The following is a 16557-nucleotide window of genomic DNA, read 5'->3' as shown; positions in this document are numbered from 1 at the left end:
AAAAATCTCATTCAAAAATTAGATAAGACTGCGATAGTTAATCCCAAATATGGAATTCGACTTATCTCCATTGTGGATATCCCTAAAAGCATCCGCCATCGCCACATTCCTTACCTTCTTTCTCGGAATCGCCGCCGCCCGGTGGATGCTTTCAACCCGCATCCGAGGTAAAGCCTTAATAGAAGGCATTTTCATCTCTCCCTTAGTTTTGCCGCCCACAGTAGTCGGATTTTTGTTGCTGCTGCTGTTTGGGAGAAATGGCGCGATCGGTCAATTGTTGCTAAAATTCGACTTAACAATCCTCTTCACTTGGCAAGCCGCCGTAATTACAGCCACAGTCGTATCATTTCCCCTGATGTACAAAACTGCTTTGGGATCTTTTGAGCAAATTGATGCCAACCTTCTCAATGCAGCCCGCACTTTAGGTGCTTCCGAATGGACAGTTTTTTGGCGGATTATGCTACCTCTAGCCTGGCCGGGAATTTTAGCAGGAACTATTCTCGCATTTGCCCGCGCTTTGGGTGAATTCGGCGCCACGTTGATGTTAGCTGGGAATATTCCCGGACAAACTCAAACTATCCCGATGGCGATTTATTTTGCTGTGGAAGCTGGGGATATGAGGCAAGCTACTATTTGGGTTTTGATTGTGCTCAGTCTTGCTTTGAGCGTGCTTACTGCTGTTAATTATTGGACTGATTTACAAAAAAAATCTCCCCAACCAAATCCTAAATATCGCCATCGTAAGTTAATTATAAACGGGGTTCATGCTTCTAACCTGGATGGGCATTTTGCCCATCCCACAACTTATTTACATTTTCCAGATAAACCGCAATCTAATGTTGCTAAATTGGCTAATTATGGTGGCACAAATAAAAAAAATAATCAACCGGGAACAGGACTTTTTCTAAACATTTTCAAACCTCTTTCTGGCTTTGCCTTAAATGTCGGTTTCGATATCGGGCAGGAAGTGCTGGGAATTTTGGGCGCGTCGGGTTCGGGCAAGAGTATGACTCTGCGCTGCATCGCAGGTTTGGAAACTCCAACTAGCGGTAAAATTGCAGTCAACGGTAAGGTTTTATTTGACTCAGTACAGGGCATTAATGTGCCTTCTAAAGACCGCCGTATCGGTTTTTTGTTTCAAAACTATGCTTTGTTTCCGCACTTGACTGTGGCTGAAAATATTGCCTTTGGCTTGCAGCATTTATCTGCAAGCGAGCAACAACTTCGGGTCAAAGAACAATTAATTTCGGTGCAAATGTCGGGACTGGAAAATCGCTATCCGCAGGAACTTTCGGGCGGCCAGCAGCAGCGGGTGGCTTTGGCGAGGGCGATCGCAAGTTCGCCGGCTTTGCTGCTGTTAGATGAACCTTTTTCGGCTTTGGATACGCACTTGCGGAGTCAACTGGAACGGGAGTTAATGCAGACTTTGGCTAATTATCGAGGCATTACTTTGTTTGTCAGTCACAATTTAGAGGAGGTTTACCGGGTGTGCGAGAATCTGTTGGTTTTGGCTGATGGAAGTGCGATCGCCTTTGATACCAAACAGAACATTTTCGATCGCCCGCGCAACTTCACCGTCGCCCAGTTGACGGGCTGTAAGAACTTTTGTGCTGCTAAACCTGTTGCCGAAACTGTCGTGGAGGCGATCGACTGGGGCTGCGATCTGACTGTCGCCGAGCCAATTCCCAAATCTCTAGTTTCTGTAGGAATTCGGGCTCATCAAATCAGTTTTGTCAGCGCGTGCGATCGCGAAAATACATTTCCTTGTTGGATCGCCTCAACGGTGGAAACTCCGCACCGGGTGACATTATATCTCAAGTTGCACTCGCCTCCCCACAATTCCCAAGATTATCACTTGCAAGCTGAAGTTTTCAAGGAAAAGTGGCGGGCAATTAAAGACAATCCTTTTCCCTGGTATGTTCATTTGGAGCCAATTAGGTTAATATTAATGGAGGCATGAGTTAACAGCAAGAGACAGTCATATTATGTCCAATAAATTGTCCCTCAAAAAGGTTCGTAGTGAGGACTTTAGTCCTCAGAGGACTGAAGTCCTCACTACGAACCCTTTAGGTGGCGGTAATATAAGGAGATAATATTAACCGTTAATGGTTAACTATAAACAACTAATTTCATCTACTCCAAACATTAAACCATGACAGACAAAGTTAAGAAAACCGATGCCGAATGGCAACAGCAACTCACGCCCGAACAGTTCAAAGTCACCAGAAAAAAGGGAACAGAAAGAGCTTTCAGTGGCGAATATCACGACAACAAAAAGCCCGGAACTTATAAGTGCATTTGCTGCGGCACCGAACTGTTTACATCAGAAACAAAATACGATTCCGGTACCGGTTGGCCGAGTTTCTACGCTCCCATTAAAGAAGAAAATGTCAGGAATGAGGCGGATAATGCCTTGTTCATGCGCCGTACTGAGGTACTGTGTGCTGTTTGTGACGCTCATCTCGGGCACGTATTCAACGATGGGCCCAGGCCAACCGGTCAGCGTTACTGCATGAATTCTGCTGCTCTTGATTTCGTTCCCAAGGAATAAATTCCGCCAACAGATACTGCTAAGTTCTCACCAAAGTATTCTGGAACAAGCCCAAAAGCCTGTTCCAGGCAATTTTATGTTCAAAATGCACCCGTGCTGCTATCTTATGGTGGAGGCAAACAGAAGTAAAAAAATAGTGGCGGCATGGGGATGGTTTATCAGCGGGTTTTGCTGAAGCTCAGCGGTGAGGCGCTGATGGGTAGCTTGGGCTACGGTATCGATCCGGTAGTCGTTGGGTCGATCGCCCAGGAAGTGGCCAAAGTCGTTTCCGAAGGCATTCAAATCGCGATCGTTGTCGGCGGCGGTAACATTTTTCGCGGCGTGAAAGCTGCTTCGGCAGGGATGGATCGGGCAACAGCCGACTATGTGGGCATGATTGCTACGGTAATGAATGCTATCACTTTGCAGGATGCACTGGAACAAGCAGGAGTGCCAACAAGGGTACAATCGGCGATCGCCATGCAAGAAGTAGCTGAACCCTACATTCGGCGGCGCGCCATTCGTCACTTGGAAAAAAAACGGGTAGTGATTTTTGGTGCCGGTTCTGGCAATCCTTTCTTTACTACTGATACTACAGCCGCATTGCGGGCGGCTGAAATTGATGCAGAGGTGATTTTTAAAGCGACGAAGGTAGATGGGGTGTACGATTCTGACCCCCACGTCAACCCAGACGCACGCAGGTATCAAACCCTCACCTACGCCCACGTCTTGAACCAAGACTTGCGGGTGATGGACAGTACCGCGATCGCCCTGTGCAAAGAAAATAATATTCCTATTATGGTATTTGACCTCTCGGTATCGGGCAACATCTACCGAGCCGTAATGGGAGAATCTATTGGAACTCTTGTCGGAGGATTTTGTGAAGTTAGCTGAAGCTGAAGATCATATGCAAAAGGCAGTTGAGGCTACTCAACGGTCTTTTAATACTATCAGGACGGGACGCGCCAACGCCTCCCTCCTCGATCGAGTCATGGTAGATTATTACGGAGCTCCAACTCCGATCAAATCCCTTGCCAATATCGGAACCCCGGATGCGACAACGATCAACATTCAACCGTTCGATCGCACAGCGCTTACCTCAATCGAAAAAGCAATTTCCCTGTCCGATGTAGGCCTCGTACCTAACAACGACGGTTCAGTTATTCGCTTGAACATTCCACCGCTTACCAGCGAAAGACGCCAAGAATTTGTCAAAATGGCCGCGAAGTTTGCCGAAGAAGGTAAAATCGCAATTCGCAATATCCGTCGCGATGCCGTTGACTCGATTCGCAAGCAAGAAAAAAGCAGCGATATCTCTAAAGATGAATCGCGAGACTTGCAAGATAAAATTCAAAAACTGACGGACAAGTACATTGCCAAAATAGAAGATGTTCTGGCATCGAAAGAGAAAGACATCACGACAGTTTAGAGTCTGAGAAATTGGGCATGGGGAAAGTGCAGCAATCTTAGCCGGAAAAAGGAAAATAAAGTATAGCCTTTCTCAAAAAAGTGAGGTATGCCCTATGCCCGGTTTGGCCTATGCCCTATGCCCGGTTTGGCCAGTCGTACCTCATATGGGAGCTCGAAAGGCTATATGTATTCTCAAAATCCCAATTTCTGGCGATCGATTCCTCATTCCCAATTCTCGATCGTTAATTACAATAGAAATTACATCGTTTCCGATGCTGAGGCAACGGAAACATAATTTTTTCATGAAATCCCCACTTGCAACCGCGTCAGACAATAACAACTGAGTTCTTTGACTTGTACTCCTAGGGCGCGCACCGCACACCATCAGAGAAGCTGCTGCGCCAGATCGATTTCTCTGGCGATTGAGAGGCATAGAAGGCGATATAAAGAAACGAATTAACGATTTTTGATGACGATCGAAATATACAATTTAAATGCACAAGTGCGATTCGTCAAGCGAGTATCTCAGCTTTTTATTTGAGTGCGAGCGGGACAACACTCAAATAATACCAATTTTCAACGAAATAACAGTATTCTTGTTCCCCCCCCCCTGATTCATGGGGGGGCTAGGGGGGTCGAAGAGTGTTGCACACTCTTCGATAAATGGTATAAAAAATGCTTTTTATCAAAATTAGATGCTCCCTTCGTCAATACTGTAAAATTGAAAATGTAAAATTTAATATCTAATATCTAATATCTAATATCATTATGATAATTTATTTTTATAAAGTAGAGGATCCTTACGGCTGCTTTTCCAATTTTTCACTACACGACATTTGCTTGTACGGTCAAGATTGGTTGACTGTGGAACATTACTATCAAGCCCAAAAATTTGTCGGTAGCGCTGATGAAAGATTAGTGGCCGCAATTCAATCCGTACCAACTCCTCAGGAAGCAGCCAAATTAGGTCGCGATCCAAACCACCAAATGCGCCCTGATTGGGAAGCGGTAAAAATTCCCATTATGCGCGAGGCAGTTTTAACTAAGTTTCTCACTCATTCAGACATTCAAGCTATTCTCCTCGCCACAGGGGATCGAGTGATTGTGGAGGATTCGCCAACAGATTACTACTGGGGGTGCGGCTGCGATGGAACGGGCCAAAATCATTTGGGTAAAATTCTGATGAGCGTGCGAAGCGAAATTAGTCAGCGCCCGGGGCCAGATCAAAACTCACATTAATCTATCATTATATGAAGTTATACAAACTAATGTCAACTTATCCTAAAAATAAATAATTATGAGACTAAAAATTCAATATTGCAAGAAATTGATAAGAGGATTAAAATAATAATTATCATTTGGTTAAGTCGCCCTGTCTGTTGAAGGCAAGGAATACACCTCAGCGATCGCCGATTTTTGTTCTTCAGGGTGCCACAGGGGATACACGGTCGTCACTAAGCAGTACGCCACGGATTAATAGTAAAGCTCGGTTTAGTCAAAAACTCAGCCTCATAAAGTTGAGTTCGATCGCGAATGTAGATCAAAACTTCTTATTATCATTCCATAATTGCCAAAGGAGATTTATGCAAATCACAGAAAATACGCAAGAATTACATCATAAACTAGACAAAGAAGTTTTGGTAAGGCGAATCACAGAACGCATCCGCCAATCTCTAGAATTAGAAGATATTTTAACCAGTACAGTAGCAGAAGTGCGGTCTTTTCTGAAAACAGATCGCATTATGATCTACAGGTTTAGTGCCGACGGCTGCGGAGAAGTTGTTGCCGAATCAATTAATAATATATATCTCCCTTCCTTGAAAGGTCTCCATTTTCCAGTAGACGACATTCCTCCCAGCGCGCGGGAGATGTATGTCCGTATGCGCCAGCGGACAATAGTAGATGTTAACTCCGAGACGATCGCCCTCAGTCCCGTTGATGCTGCGGATACCGGTCAACCTTTAGTAAATGAAGAGATCCACTATCGCTCGCTCGATCCTTGCCACAAAGCTTACTTGATGGCAATGGGAGTCCAATCTTCCTTAGTCGTGCCAATTTTGCACCACAGGAGTGTGTCGCAACAGAACAAAACAGAGATCTGCGAGGCCCCCGCCTGCGTAAGTAGATGCGAGCCTGGAAGCGATCGCCAAACTCACATCGAACTGTGGGGACTGTTAGTGGCTCACCACTCCTCCCCCCGCAATATTTCATCCACAGATTTAGAAGTAGTTCAACTCGTAGCAGATCAATTGTCGATCGCCATCGGCCACTCGCTCCTGCTCCAAAAAACCCGCTCTCAAGCATCTCGGGAAGCCACCGTCAGTCGCGTCGCAGCCCTGTTGTACGGTCAGATCGACATTCAACTACAACAGGCTTTAGAAGCCACTGTCACTGCTTTGGGGGGGAGCGGCGGCCGACTTTATCTCAACCCCCGGAAAATCAACAGCGAACAGTTACCGGTTCCCCAGATCGATCGAAGATTTCCCATTGCCCCTACAGCGATCGATGCTACCTTTGAACTGTTCGTCACAGGGACTCAACCGACACTTCCCCATTGGGAAACAGTCAGCGCGATCGAAGCTCATCCCCTCTGGCAACAATGGCTGATCGCAGGATTGAAAAATACCCCCGATTTTCCCAAATTCCCAATTCCCAATTCCCAATTCTCAGCTTGGATAATTACAGACTTATACAAAGAATCTCTATTTAGAGTGTTAGTTCCTGCTTTCCAAGGAACTCAAATTCGGGGTTTGCTGGTAATTCCCCTCCACTACCAACAACAAGTAGTTGGCTGTTTGACCGTTTTTCGCAATGAAATTGATACCGAAAAAATGTGGGCGGGGCGCTTTGACAGCAGTGTTGCACAAATCCTTCCCAGACAATCCTTTGAAGTCTGGCGAGAAATCAAAAAAGGTCAGTCGCCCGAGTGGAAATGGGAGGAGATCGAGCAAGCTTTAGCGATAGGGAGCCAATTTTGTTCGGCAATTGGGCAGTACCTTCTTCATAAAGAAGTGCAAGCCCTGAATGCCAACTTAGAACGCCAAGTTCAAGAGCGTACCGCCCAATTGCAAAAATCCTTAGAGTTTGCCCAAGTATTGACGCGAGTCAGAGACCAAATTCGCAGCACCTTGGATTTAAAGACGATACTGCAAACTATTGTGCGGGAAGTGAGAGTTTTGTTAAATACCGATCGCACGGTAATCTACCAATTTGGCGAAAACGAACACGGCGAGGTAGTTGTCGAAGCTATTCGCGGCCAGTGGCAGTCAATTTTAGGTATCAAATCTCCGCAAGAATGCTTTCCCGAAGGCTCAGACTGCTTTTATCGAGCGGGACGCGTGCGAGCAATTAATGATATTGAGACTGAGAATTTAACGCCCTGTCACCGCGAATTTTTGGAAAAGTTGCAGGTGAGGGCAAGTTTAATTGTGCCGATGATCGCCAAAGATGCCGAATGTTGGGGGTTGCTGATTGCCCACGAGTGTTCTGGGCCGAGGGTTTGGCCAACCGCAGAACAGGAGTTGCTGCAAAATTTAGCCTCTCAAGCTGCGATCGCCATTCACCAAGCAGAACTTTATCAAGAAAGTCTGAATGCAGCAGCAGCCGATCGAGCAAAAGCCGAACAACTAGCTAAAACCGTCACTGAACTGAACAATACCCAAGCCCAACTGATTCAAACCGAGAAAATGTCCAGTCTCGGACAACTGGTTGCCGGCGTCGCCCACGAAATCAATAACCCCGTTAACTTTATCTACGGCAATCTCTCCCACGCCAGCGAATACAGCAAAGACTTGCTCTGCTTGGTGGAACTCTACCGCCAGCACTACCCCAATCCCAACCCAGAAATTAGCGAGTGTGCCGAAGCAATCGACATCGAATTTCTTGCCACAGATTTGCCAAAAATTTTGGGTTCTATGAAAGTAGGAGTTGAGCGCATCCGCCAGTTAGTTGTATCTTTACGCAATTTTTCCCGGCTCGATCAAGCTCAAAAGAAAGGCGTTGACATTCACGAAGGCATCGACAGTACCCTGTTGATTTTGCAGCACCGGATCAAAGCCAAGTCCGATCGCGATACCGTACAAATAATGAAAGAATACGGCAATTTGCCCTTAGTTGAATGCTATGCCAGCTCGCTCAATCAGGTATTTATGAATCTAATCGGCAATGCCATTGACGCCATAGAAATGGGACAAATAGATCGAGTTGCGAACGTTAACTCCCTAGTACCAAGTGCAGCCGTGACATATTTGAGTTCGCAACAACAGGATGTCAGAACAGTAGATATCAAGACCAAAACCGAGCATTTGATACCTGATTTGCCATCCCCTTGCATTCGGATTCGCACCGAATTAATTGATGAAAAAACAGTAAGAATTTGCATTGCAGACAACGGTCACGGCATCCCCAAAGAGTTAATTTCTCACATATTTAATCCCTTTTTTACTACTAAACCCGTCGGTCGGGGGACGGGTTTAGGACTGTCTATCAGTTATCAAATTATAGTTGAGAAACACAAAGGGGTACTCAAGTGTGTTTCTGTACCCGGTGAGGGTACTGAGTTCTGGATCGAGATTCCTCTGAATTAGTAAGTTAACAGTTAACAGTTAACTTACTAACAACTATAGAAAATTCAGCAGAAGAGAAGTGAGCGACTCCAGAATACTCATAAAGCTGCCGCCCCCAGTGCGCGGCTCCGTTGGCTTTTGGCGGGCCACAATTGCTTCTGCTAGCTGCTTTGACAATTCCTGACCTTGGGGATTTCCTTGAGTGGTAAAGAGTTGGTTTGCTCTTGCAACATCTTGAGCCGCGCCGGCGAAGTCTCCCAAGTCAGCGCGAGACATACTGCGCGCAAAATAAACCGCAGCTATATCCGATTTCAGATTCAGGGCTTGATTGTAATAGTCAATGGCGTTTCTGTAGTTTCCCGCTTGAGCTTCCAGCACTCCCAATCGGTAGAAGTCTTCTGCGGTACCAATATTAGTTGGCATTCCTCTAGCACCCAGCAGTTGGGCGTTAGTTAAATTGGTGTCAGTTAAATTGGCGTTGCTGAGATAGGCGCTTCTCAAGTCAGCACCGCTGAGGTTTGCCCCCGTCAGGTTTGCGCCCGTCAGGTTGACGCCAAACAAACTGGTGCCGCTAAGGTTTGCCCCGCTGAGATCGGCGCCAGTGAGGTTGGCTCGGCTGAGGTTAGCCAATCTCAAGTCAGCACCTTTGAGATTGGCTCCTGTTAAGTTGGCTAAAACCAGACCAGCGCTGCTGAGGTCGCAGTTGGGGCACTGTCGCGTGGCTAGTAATTGTTGCGTGTGTTGAATGTTCTCGGCTCGTGCAGGGGCGATCGGGGCGATCGCGCTCAGCAGCGTTGCAGCAGCCATGATTCTGAGTTTCATCTTAAGCATCCAAAATCCCAATTAATAACTCTAAAATAGCTTTTATCGCAGCAATTGAAAATCTAGATCGCAGACATTGCTAAATATTGCCAGATTCTCAGCTATCTATCCCAGACATCATACATAGGGCTGACGCACGGGTGGTCAGAAACCGGGTTTTTTAGGAAAATCTTTCGTTGTAGTCCACAGATTAGGTAAAAAACCCGGTTTCTTTGGCCTTAATACGTCCAGGACTGATACATTGAAACTTTGAAATTTACGGCCTCACCAGAGTCTCAAATAAACATTTTGCTACCAATAAATTAGGGTAACAAAAAAATGTTACCCTTAGTATTGGTTCTCGCCAACCATAACATTGAAGACATAAATTAATCAATCGTGAACCGTACCGTCGGGCATCGTTGCACCCTTAAGATATACTCCGCTCAGGTTAACTTTTGTCAGGTTTGCTCCCAACAGGTTTGCCCCGCTTAAGTCTGAGGCACTTAAAATTGCTTCAGTCAAATCTGCCCTAATTAGGCTCGCTCCCATTAAGTCGGCTCCGCTGAGGTCTACTTTAGTTAAGTTGGCTCCAATTAAATCTGCTTCTGTGAGAACGGCCCTTCGCAAGTTTACTCCGTAAAGGTTTACTCCGTGCAAGTCTGTACGAGAGAGTGTTGCCCGAGATATGTTGGCTCCGATTAAACTTGCTTGGATCAGGGAAGCTCCACTTAAGTCTGCTTTGCTAAGATTTGCTCCCATCAACTCAGCTCGATACAGGTTAGCTTCAGCTAAAAGTGCTTCGGTGAAGTCGGCTCCAGCTAAGTCGGCTCTGCTCAAATTGATCTGGCACAAATTGGCTTTGCCAAAGTTGACTCTGCTGAGTTTGGCTTTGCTGAGATTGGAGCCAATCATGTCGGCTTCAGACAGATTGACTCCAATCAATTCTGCTTCGTAGAGGTAGACTTCGTGCAGGTAGACCCCACTAAAATTTCTTTCTCCTATTGCGTATAGCTTGAGCAATTCGTCAACGTTCATTTTGGCTTCTCTACACCTTTTAAAGGAACAATACTCTTCGCAAGCTGCTTGCACCGGATCTTCTGCCATTTTAGACTTGAGATGCTAAAAGATTTACGCCGAGTACAAGATTGCCCTAGACGGTTTGGGGAGGGTGAAGGACAAAACAAGATGCTTGTTCACCTGGGTAAAAATTTTTAACAAAAATGTCAATCTTATCGTACTTCCTAACTAAATCAAAGAATTCTCGCTGGAAAGTGCGATCGAGGCCATAACTTTTTATGGCTAGTTGAGGTTACTGAGTATTTGTGTGATAACGATCACTAATTAATGTTAGTAGTATCACATAGAAGCAACGTTTTCGATCACGACAGGCAGGCGAAAATAGCCGATAGTGGTACTGTGATGTTGAAAATTTGACAATCCCACGGTAGACGTGTTTTACTCAACTGGCGATCGAGCAAGTAATTTCACAGAGGCCTGCCCGCGTGCCGTGAAAGTTGGTTGCACCGTCACTCGGCGCGATCCGCTTCGGCCCATCAGAGTGCTAATGTCTCAGGATTTCTCACAAAGGGAAAGCCAGAAATACACTTCTGGGAGCAGTAGAATCTGTGTCTAAATGTGCTTATAGCTAGCGTACAGACCAAGGTTATATGCTAGCTATAAATTGCCAAGACATTCGCAAAAATTACCAAAAAACACCAGGAAAACCATGATATATGTTTAACAAAAAGAGAATAAATGGTATTCCTTAAAAGTCAACTATTGCAGCTAATGTTGCGGTCGATCAGTTAACTGATATCAGTATTAGCAATGATGCTTGTGCCATCCAATACCAAACTGACTCATAAACCGGGTCTTTCACCAAAAGACGCGTTCCAGCCCTTGCTCCAGGTAAAAAAAACAATCTTCTGAGCATCTGAGTAAGTCCAGGCATGAAAAAGTTTAATTGAGATAGCTTGTCTATTCCTTTCTTGGCAAGCAAAAGGCGAGCATTTAGGAGGGGAGAAGATTTTTCTCCCCAGTCAAAAAAACAATTGTATAGTGCGAATCCTCGTGAGGTAATTGATATGGCTGGAGTATGTAAACTTAGCATCACAGAGACCACAGAAGAACTAAAAAGCCTGTTAACCGAACAAAAAACGGCAAGCGGCTTTCAAAAAATTCAAGCACTTTACCTGTTCAAAATTTGTCACGTTAAGACAGTTAAAGAATTGGCAATGACGATCGGCGTAAACCGCATTACTGTGCAGCGGTGGCTGAGAAAGTACAGATCTGATGGACTTGAAGGACTCCTGGAAACCAAGCACAGCGGTGGCAGGAAGCCGGCGATTCCTCCTCTGGCCCGCGCTAGTTTGGCAATGCGCCTCAGCGATCCCCAAAAAGGCTTTAAAAGCTATGGAGAAATTCAAGAGTGGTTGCAGCAGGAATACAGCATAGACGCTTCCTATAAGGCCGTTTACGCAACAGTCAGATACCAGCTCAAAGGCAAGTTGACGAAAGTTTAAATAGACAGTTCATCCCAAGTCTGGTTAATCACCCTCCTATTGTTGATACTCAGAGTTTAAAGCTGTTGATGACTTTGGTTGTCACTAAAAACTCACTACTTCTTTTTGAACTAAGATCGCTCTCACCAACTGCCGATCGTATAAATTATCTGTTGTGCCGATTGGGTTGAGGGGGAAATATTTGATGGTTTTCCCTGGTTGGTGAAAGATTCTTAAGCAATGCGCCCGAACTCATAACTTGCAAGTTGTTGTCTGATTTGCAGGTTTTGTTATAGAAGAAGGAAGTTCGGCAACGGATGTAACGGATGTAAAAGATAGAAGGAAGAAGGAAGAGGGAAGAAGGAAGAGGGAAGAAGGAAGAGGGAAGAAGGAAGAGGGAAGAGGGAAGAGGGAAGAAGTCATCAATAACGGCTTACCTCAGAATGAAAAGAAGGAATAAGGCAGCTTTTAGTTATCTATAGTCGCGAGAGACTTTTATTTGCAATTAATCCCATGAAGAAAGCGATCGCTCGCCAGAACTTCCTAACCCTCAGTCATCACATCAATAACGGCTTACCTCAGGATAAAAAGAAGGAAGAAGGCAGCCTTTAGTTATCGTCGCGAGAGACTTTTATTTGCAATTAATCGGATGAAGAAAGCGATCGCCAGAAATTCCTAACCATCTGATGGGGGTGGTATATGTAAGAAAATGGCAGCGACTAAGGCAAAAACCGATCCAAAGCAGCTTTCAACTCTTCTATTTCGGTATCGATATTGCCTTCTTTAGCGGCCCTGGCAATGCACTGAGTTAAATGTTCGTCAAGAATGATTCTTGCTACGCGATCGAGCGCGCCTCGAACTGCTGCAACTTGCACGAGAACTTCGGGACAGGGACGGTTTTCTTGCACCATTGTTTTGATGCCCCGGACGTGTCCCTCAATCCGAGATAAGCGATTAACCAGCCGCCGCCTCGATTCTTCATCGTGATGGTGAGGGTGGACTGATTGATTGTCGTGATGGTGGTGGTGGGAATTTGAGGGTACGGATTTGTCAGTAGAAGTGTCAGATATAATCATCAGGGTTGTGCCATTTGAGATTTGAGATTTGAGATTTGAGATTTGAGATTGGGGATTTGGGAATAAGTTGTTCCGTAGTGGTTTAGAGCGCTGGACTACAGTTTAATTGTTTTTTTGAAACTGGTATTACTAGGGAAAATTTTCACGTTAGAATTGAGAATATGTTGAGTTTGTGCTGGCTCCAGACTCGTGTATTGTAGCTGTGTGAACGACCCAACACTCTACCCGAAGCGGGTAGAGTGTGGGCTTCCAAGTTCAAGGGCAACAGCCTCGGCGACAGTGGATTTTTGCCCATATCGTTTTGGTCTTACATTGCCTCCCTTGGCAGTAACGCTGGTTCCCAACGTCAATAACCGTAAGCCTTCATTTTTAATATTGATTGCCGCGTTAATGTCTCTGTCGTGTCGATTGCCACAGTGGGCACAGTCAAATTCACGCACAGATAGATCCATTTTTGGCAGCGACAGTAAAGTATTAGAACACAGATGAGATGATGGAAAAAATCGACCTACTTCTAGATAGACCTTGCCTTCTGCTTCTGCCTTATATTTAAGCATGGTGCAGAATATTCCCCAGCCAGCATCACTGATAGATAAGGCAAGATTGTGATTTTTGACCATGTTCTTTACTGCCAGATTCTCGACCACAATCACTTGGTTTTCGTTAACTATCTTACGGGATAGTTTGTGTCGGAAATCTTCACGCACTCTAGCTATTTTTGCGTGGACTTTGGCTACAGCTAGTTTAGCCTTTCGTCGTCTGTTGGTAGTTCGATCCTTTTTTCTGGATAACTTACGCTGTTTGCGTTTGAGGTTACGTTCGTGCTTCTTCAAATGTCGAGGGTTCTGGTATTTCGAGCCATTAGATGTAACTACAAAGTCTAGTAAACCGAGGTCAATACCAATGGCTCTACCATCTTCATTAGCGACTGGGTTTTCTATACCATCATCCATCAGTAGGGAGGCGTAATAACGACCATCAGGCATTCTAGATACCGTCACAGTCCTTAATTTACCAACAAGAGCGCGATGAATTTTAGCCTCAACCACTCCAAGATTACCAGGGAATTTAATCTCAGTATCGCTCAGAATTTTAACGTTCTGAGGGTACTGCATTGATTGTCTACCTTGACGTTTCTTGAAGGTCGGATATCCTGTTCGGCCATCAAAGAAATTGATAAAAGCTTGGGACAGATTAAGTACAGAGGACTGGAGGCATTGCGAATAACACTCTTTGAGCCATTCATGCTCAGTCTTCCATACTGGAATCTGTTTCTTCATCATCAAAGCCGATATACCTTTCCCAGTCTCCTTATAGGTTTGGGACATGGTAGCCAGAGATTGATTCCACACCCATCGAACACAGCCAAAAGCCCCTGCCAAATGACTCTGCTGTTCTTGGGTAGGATAGATTCTGACTTTGACTGCTTTTAACACGATGCTTTTATCACAAAATGCTTACATATGATAACACAGATACAGACCAATCAAGGGATTTTGTTCGCCTGCTCATACACCCGCGCATCTCCCGCTGGCTGTGACGAGAGCGCCTTGTGCGCGGGTGCAATCGGCGGACGATCGCGCATTCATCCCGTCGCTCACGGATTGTACAGGTAGAGCGCGGGGATGAATGCTGTTTCAGCTAAATATATTTAGGATCTTGATAGCGGGCGATTATTGAGTCCGATCGCACGCACGCCTTTACTAGAATAACCCAGACTACCAAATATTGACGCTATGCGACTATTTAAGTTTTTTGGATCCGCACCCCGCACCGATCGCCCTTTCGCCCTCATTTTAGCAATGACGATCGCCCTGAGTGCTCTCTTCATCAATGCTGCATCCGTCTTGGCCGCTGGCAAAAATCAGCCCAACTGGCCCCAACAGACAGAAACAGCCGTCCAGAAAGTACCTTTGAGTTCCAGGGCAACTTCCCAAAATCCGCAAATGCTCGCACTGCGGAGTCCGGAACTCCCGGCGCAGGTGGCTGCAGATACCAGCAGTTTTGTGACGGCGGCAGTCGATCGAGTCGGGCCTGCTGTTGTCCGGATTGATACCGAGCGCACTGTCAGCCGCAACCTCGACCCCTTAATGGAAGACCCCTTCTTCCGCAGATTTTTGGGAGAAGATTTGCGGAGCATGACGCCCAGACAAGAACGCTTGCGGGGTCAAGGTTCTGGCTTCATCATTGACAAAAACGGGATTGTGTTAACCAATGCTCACGTGGTAGATAAAGCCGATCGAGTAACTGTCACCTTAAATGACGGCCGGACTTTTCCAGGAGAAGTCCAAGGTACTGACGAAGTAACAGATTTGGCTGTTGTTAAAATTAATACCAAAGGTGTTAACTTGCCCGTGGCACCACTGGGAGACTCCGATGCGGTGAAAGTGGGTGATTGGGCGATCGCCGTGGGAAACCCCCTCGGATTTGACAACACCGTCACTTTGGGAATTATCAGCACTTTGAAGCGATCGAGCGCAGCCGTCGGCATTCCCGACAAACGTCTCGATTTCATTCAAACAGACGCCGCCATCAATCCCGGCAATTCCGGCGGGCCGCTGTTAAACAGCAGAGGAGAAGTGATTGGCATCAACACGGCGATTCGGGCGGATGCAATGGGTATTGGGTTTGCAATTCCGATCGACAAAGCTAAGGCCATCTACGCCCAGTTAGCCAAGGGAGAACAAGTCAGCCATCCGTTTTTAGGCATTCAGATGATTGCTTTGACTCCGGAAATGGCCAGAGAGAATAATTCTGACCCCAATGCTCCTTTGATTGTGCCGGAAGTTACAGGGGTATTGGTGATGCGAGTTGTACCCAATACGCCTGCTGAGAAAGCCGGGATTCGGAAAGGAGATGCGATCGTTCAAATTGAGGGCGAGAAAGTGACTCAACCCGAACAGTTGCAAAATTTGGTGGAAAATAGCCAAATCGGTCAAATTTTGAAACTGAAACTGCGGCGGGGTTCTCTGACGAAAGATGTTGCTGTTCAAACGGCTCAACTGAGAGATTTTTAGAGCTGAAGGGGAGGGGGGAGGAATTGTTAAAAATCTCCATAAATAAAGTTTGTAGTGAGGACTTTAGTCCTTCTCTCTTCCTTCTTCCTTCTTCCTTATTCCTTTATATGACACGAATTCAGCTTGCTTATCCCAAAATTCCCAATAGTAAAAATTGCCCTAATAAACAATGTATAGCTTTTGAGAAATACGATGGTACTAACTTGCATTGGGTGTGGGAAGTTGAACTCAGTTGGTATGCTTTTGGTACGCGCCGAAGTAGATTTGACTTGGATGACATGGGAATTTCAGAATTTAATGCTGCACATCCAGGTTTAGAGGAAGCACCTGAAATATTTAGGAGAGATTTTGCTAGTCCTTTAGAGTCTATTTTTCGAGAGAACGAACAGTATCACTGTGCTGAAATTACTGTGTTTACAGAGTTTTTGGGAGATCGATCGTTTGCGGGAATGCACAAACAGGGCGATCGGAAACAATTGGTGCTTTTTGATGTGCAAACCGATCGCGGTATGGTTGCTCCCGATCGCCTTAGGAATGAAAATTTAATAACATAAGCAAGTTATAATAAACAAATGAGTGACGACTGCCAAGGATGTAACATTTCATTTTGGTCGTCAAAACTCATCCTTATTCGATGTTCACCTTCTTGGTTTC

Annotated in this window: 13 protein-coding genes; 9 read left to right on the top strand and 4 right to left on the bottom strand. The window is 45.6% G+C overall.

Features of this window, described 5'->3' with window-relative positions; translation table 11 throughout:
• Positions 1 to 49: 49 nt before the first annotated feature.
• From modB to QZ938_RS14955, 6 genes are all read left to right on the top strand, one after another.
• Complete coding sequence (gene modB / locus QZ938_RS14980) at positions 50 to 1960, top strand: molybdate ABC transporter permease subunit (protein WP_293352243.1); 1911 nt, start codon at positions 50 to 52, stop codon at positions 1958 to 1960.
• A gap of 192 nt (positions 1961 to 2152) precedes the next feature.
• Positions 2153 to 2551 carry a peptide-methionine (R)-S-oxide reductase MsrB gene (gene msrB / locus QZ938_RS14975; RefSeq protein ID WP_293156724.1) on the top strand — a complete coding sequence of 133 codons (399 nt, stop codon included), beginning with the start codon at positions 2153 to 2155 and terminating at the stop codon, positions 2549 to 2551.
• A 144-nt stretch (positions 2552 to 2695) separates the two neighbouring features.
• Complete coding sequence (gene pyrH / locus QZ938_RS14970) at positions 2696 to 3424, top strand: UMP kinase (protein WP_293156721.1); 729 nt, start codon at positions 2696 to 2698, stop codon at positions 3422 to 3424.
• Positions 3411 to 3959: a ribosome recycling factor gene (gene frr, locus QZ938_RS14965; protein WP_293121796.1), complete on the top strand. Its 549-nt coding sequence runs from the start codon at positions 3411 to 3413 to the stop codon at positions 3957 to 3959. Before pyrH ends, frr begins: the two co-directional genes overlap by 14 nt.
• Positions 3960 to 4708: 749 nt before the next feature.
• Positions 4709 to 5179 carry an NADAR family protein gene (locus QZ938_RS14960; RefSeq protein ID WP_293156718.1) on the top strand — a complete coding sequence of 157 codons (471 nt, stop codon included), beginning with the start codon at positions 4709 to 4711 and terminating at the stop codon, positions 5177 to 5179.
• Positions 5180 to 5523: 344 nt separating this feature from the next.
• Positions 5524 to 8526: a GAF domain-containing protein gene (locus tag QZ938_RS14955; RefSeq protein ID WP_293352245.1), complete on the top strand. Its 3003-nt coding sequence runs from the start codon at positions 5524 to 5526 to the stop codon at positions 8524 to 8526.
• Positions 8527 to 8559: 33 nt separating this feature from the next.
• Here the strand turns inward: QZ938_RS14955 and QZ938_RS14950 are convergent, their stop codons facing one another.
• Positions 8560 to 9327: a pentapeptide repeat-containing protein gene (locus tag QZ938_RS14950; RefSeq protein WP_293352247.1), complete on the bottom strand. Its 768-nt coding sequence runs from the start codon at positions 9325 to 9327 to the stop codon at positions 8560 to 8562.
• 372 nt (positions 9328 to 9699) lie between these two features.
• A complete protein-coding gene (locus QZ938_RS14945; RefSeq protein WP_293339001.1) occupies positions 9700 to 10413 on the bottom strand; it encodes a pentapeptide repeat-containing protein in 714 nt (237 codons plus the stop codon).
• Positions 10414 to 11393: 980 nt separating this feature from the next.
• Between QZ938_RS14945 and QZ938_RS14940 the strand changes: the two genes are divergently transcribed.
• On the top strand, positions 11394 to 11831 hold the full coding sequence (locus tag QZ938_RS14940; RefSeq protein ID WP_293158055.1) for a helix-turn-helix domain-containing protein: 438 nt from the start codon (positions 11394 to 11396) through the stop codon (positions 11829 to 11831).
• Between the two features lie 698 nt (positions 11832 to 12529).
• Here QZ938_RS14940 and QZ938_RS14935 read toward each other — a convergent pair.
• Complete coding sequence (locus QZ938_RS14935) at positions 12530 to 12886, bottom strand: metal-sensitive transcriptional regulator (protein ID WP_293158052.1); 357 nt, start codon at positions 12884 to 12886, stop codon at positions 12530 to 12532.
• A 221-nt stretch (positions 12887 to 13107) separates the two neighbouring features.
• Positions 13108 to 14322, bottom strand: coding sequence for an RNA-guided endonuclease TnpB family protein (locus tag QZ938_RS14930; protein ID WP_293352249.1), 1215 nt, complete (start codon positions 14320 to 14322; stop codon positions 13108 to 13110).
• A 300-nt stretch (positions 14323 to 14622) separates the two neighbouring features.
• Here QZ938_RS14930 and QZ938_RS14925 point away from each other — a divergent pair, with 300 nt between their 5' ends.
• On the top strand, positions 14623 to 15903 hold the full coding sequence (locus QZ938_RS14925) for an HhoA/HhoB/HtrA family serine endopeptidase (protein ID WP_293352251.1): 1281 nt from the start codon (positions 14623 to 14625) through the stop codon (positions 15901 to 15903).
• Positions 15904 to 16010: 107 nt separating this feature from the next.
• Entirely contained in the window at positions 16011 to 16457 is a 447-nt protein-coding gene (locus QZ938_RS14920; RefSeq protein WP_293352253.1) for a hypothetical protein, read from the top strand.
• The last annotated feature ends 100 nt before the right edge of the window (positions 16458 to 16557 follow it).

It is taken from the genome of Microcoleus sp. CAWBG27 (assembly GCF_020883145.1).
Lineage (GTDB): Bacteria > Cyanobacteriota > Cyanobacteriia > Cyanobacteriales > Microcoleaceae > Microcoleus.
Note: the sequence above shows the minus strand (reverse complement) of the source record. Positions and strands in the feature narration are given on the sequence as shown.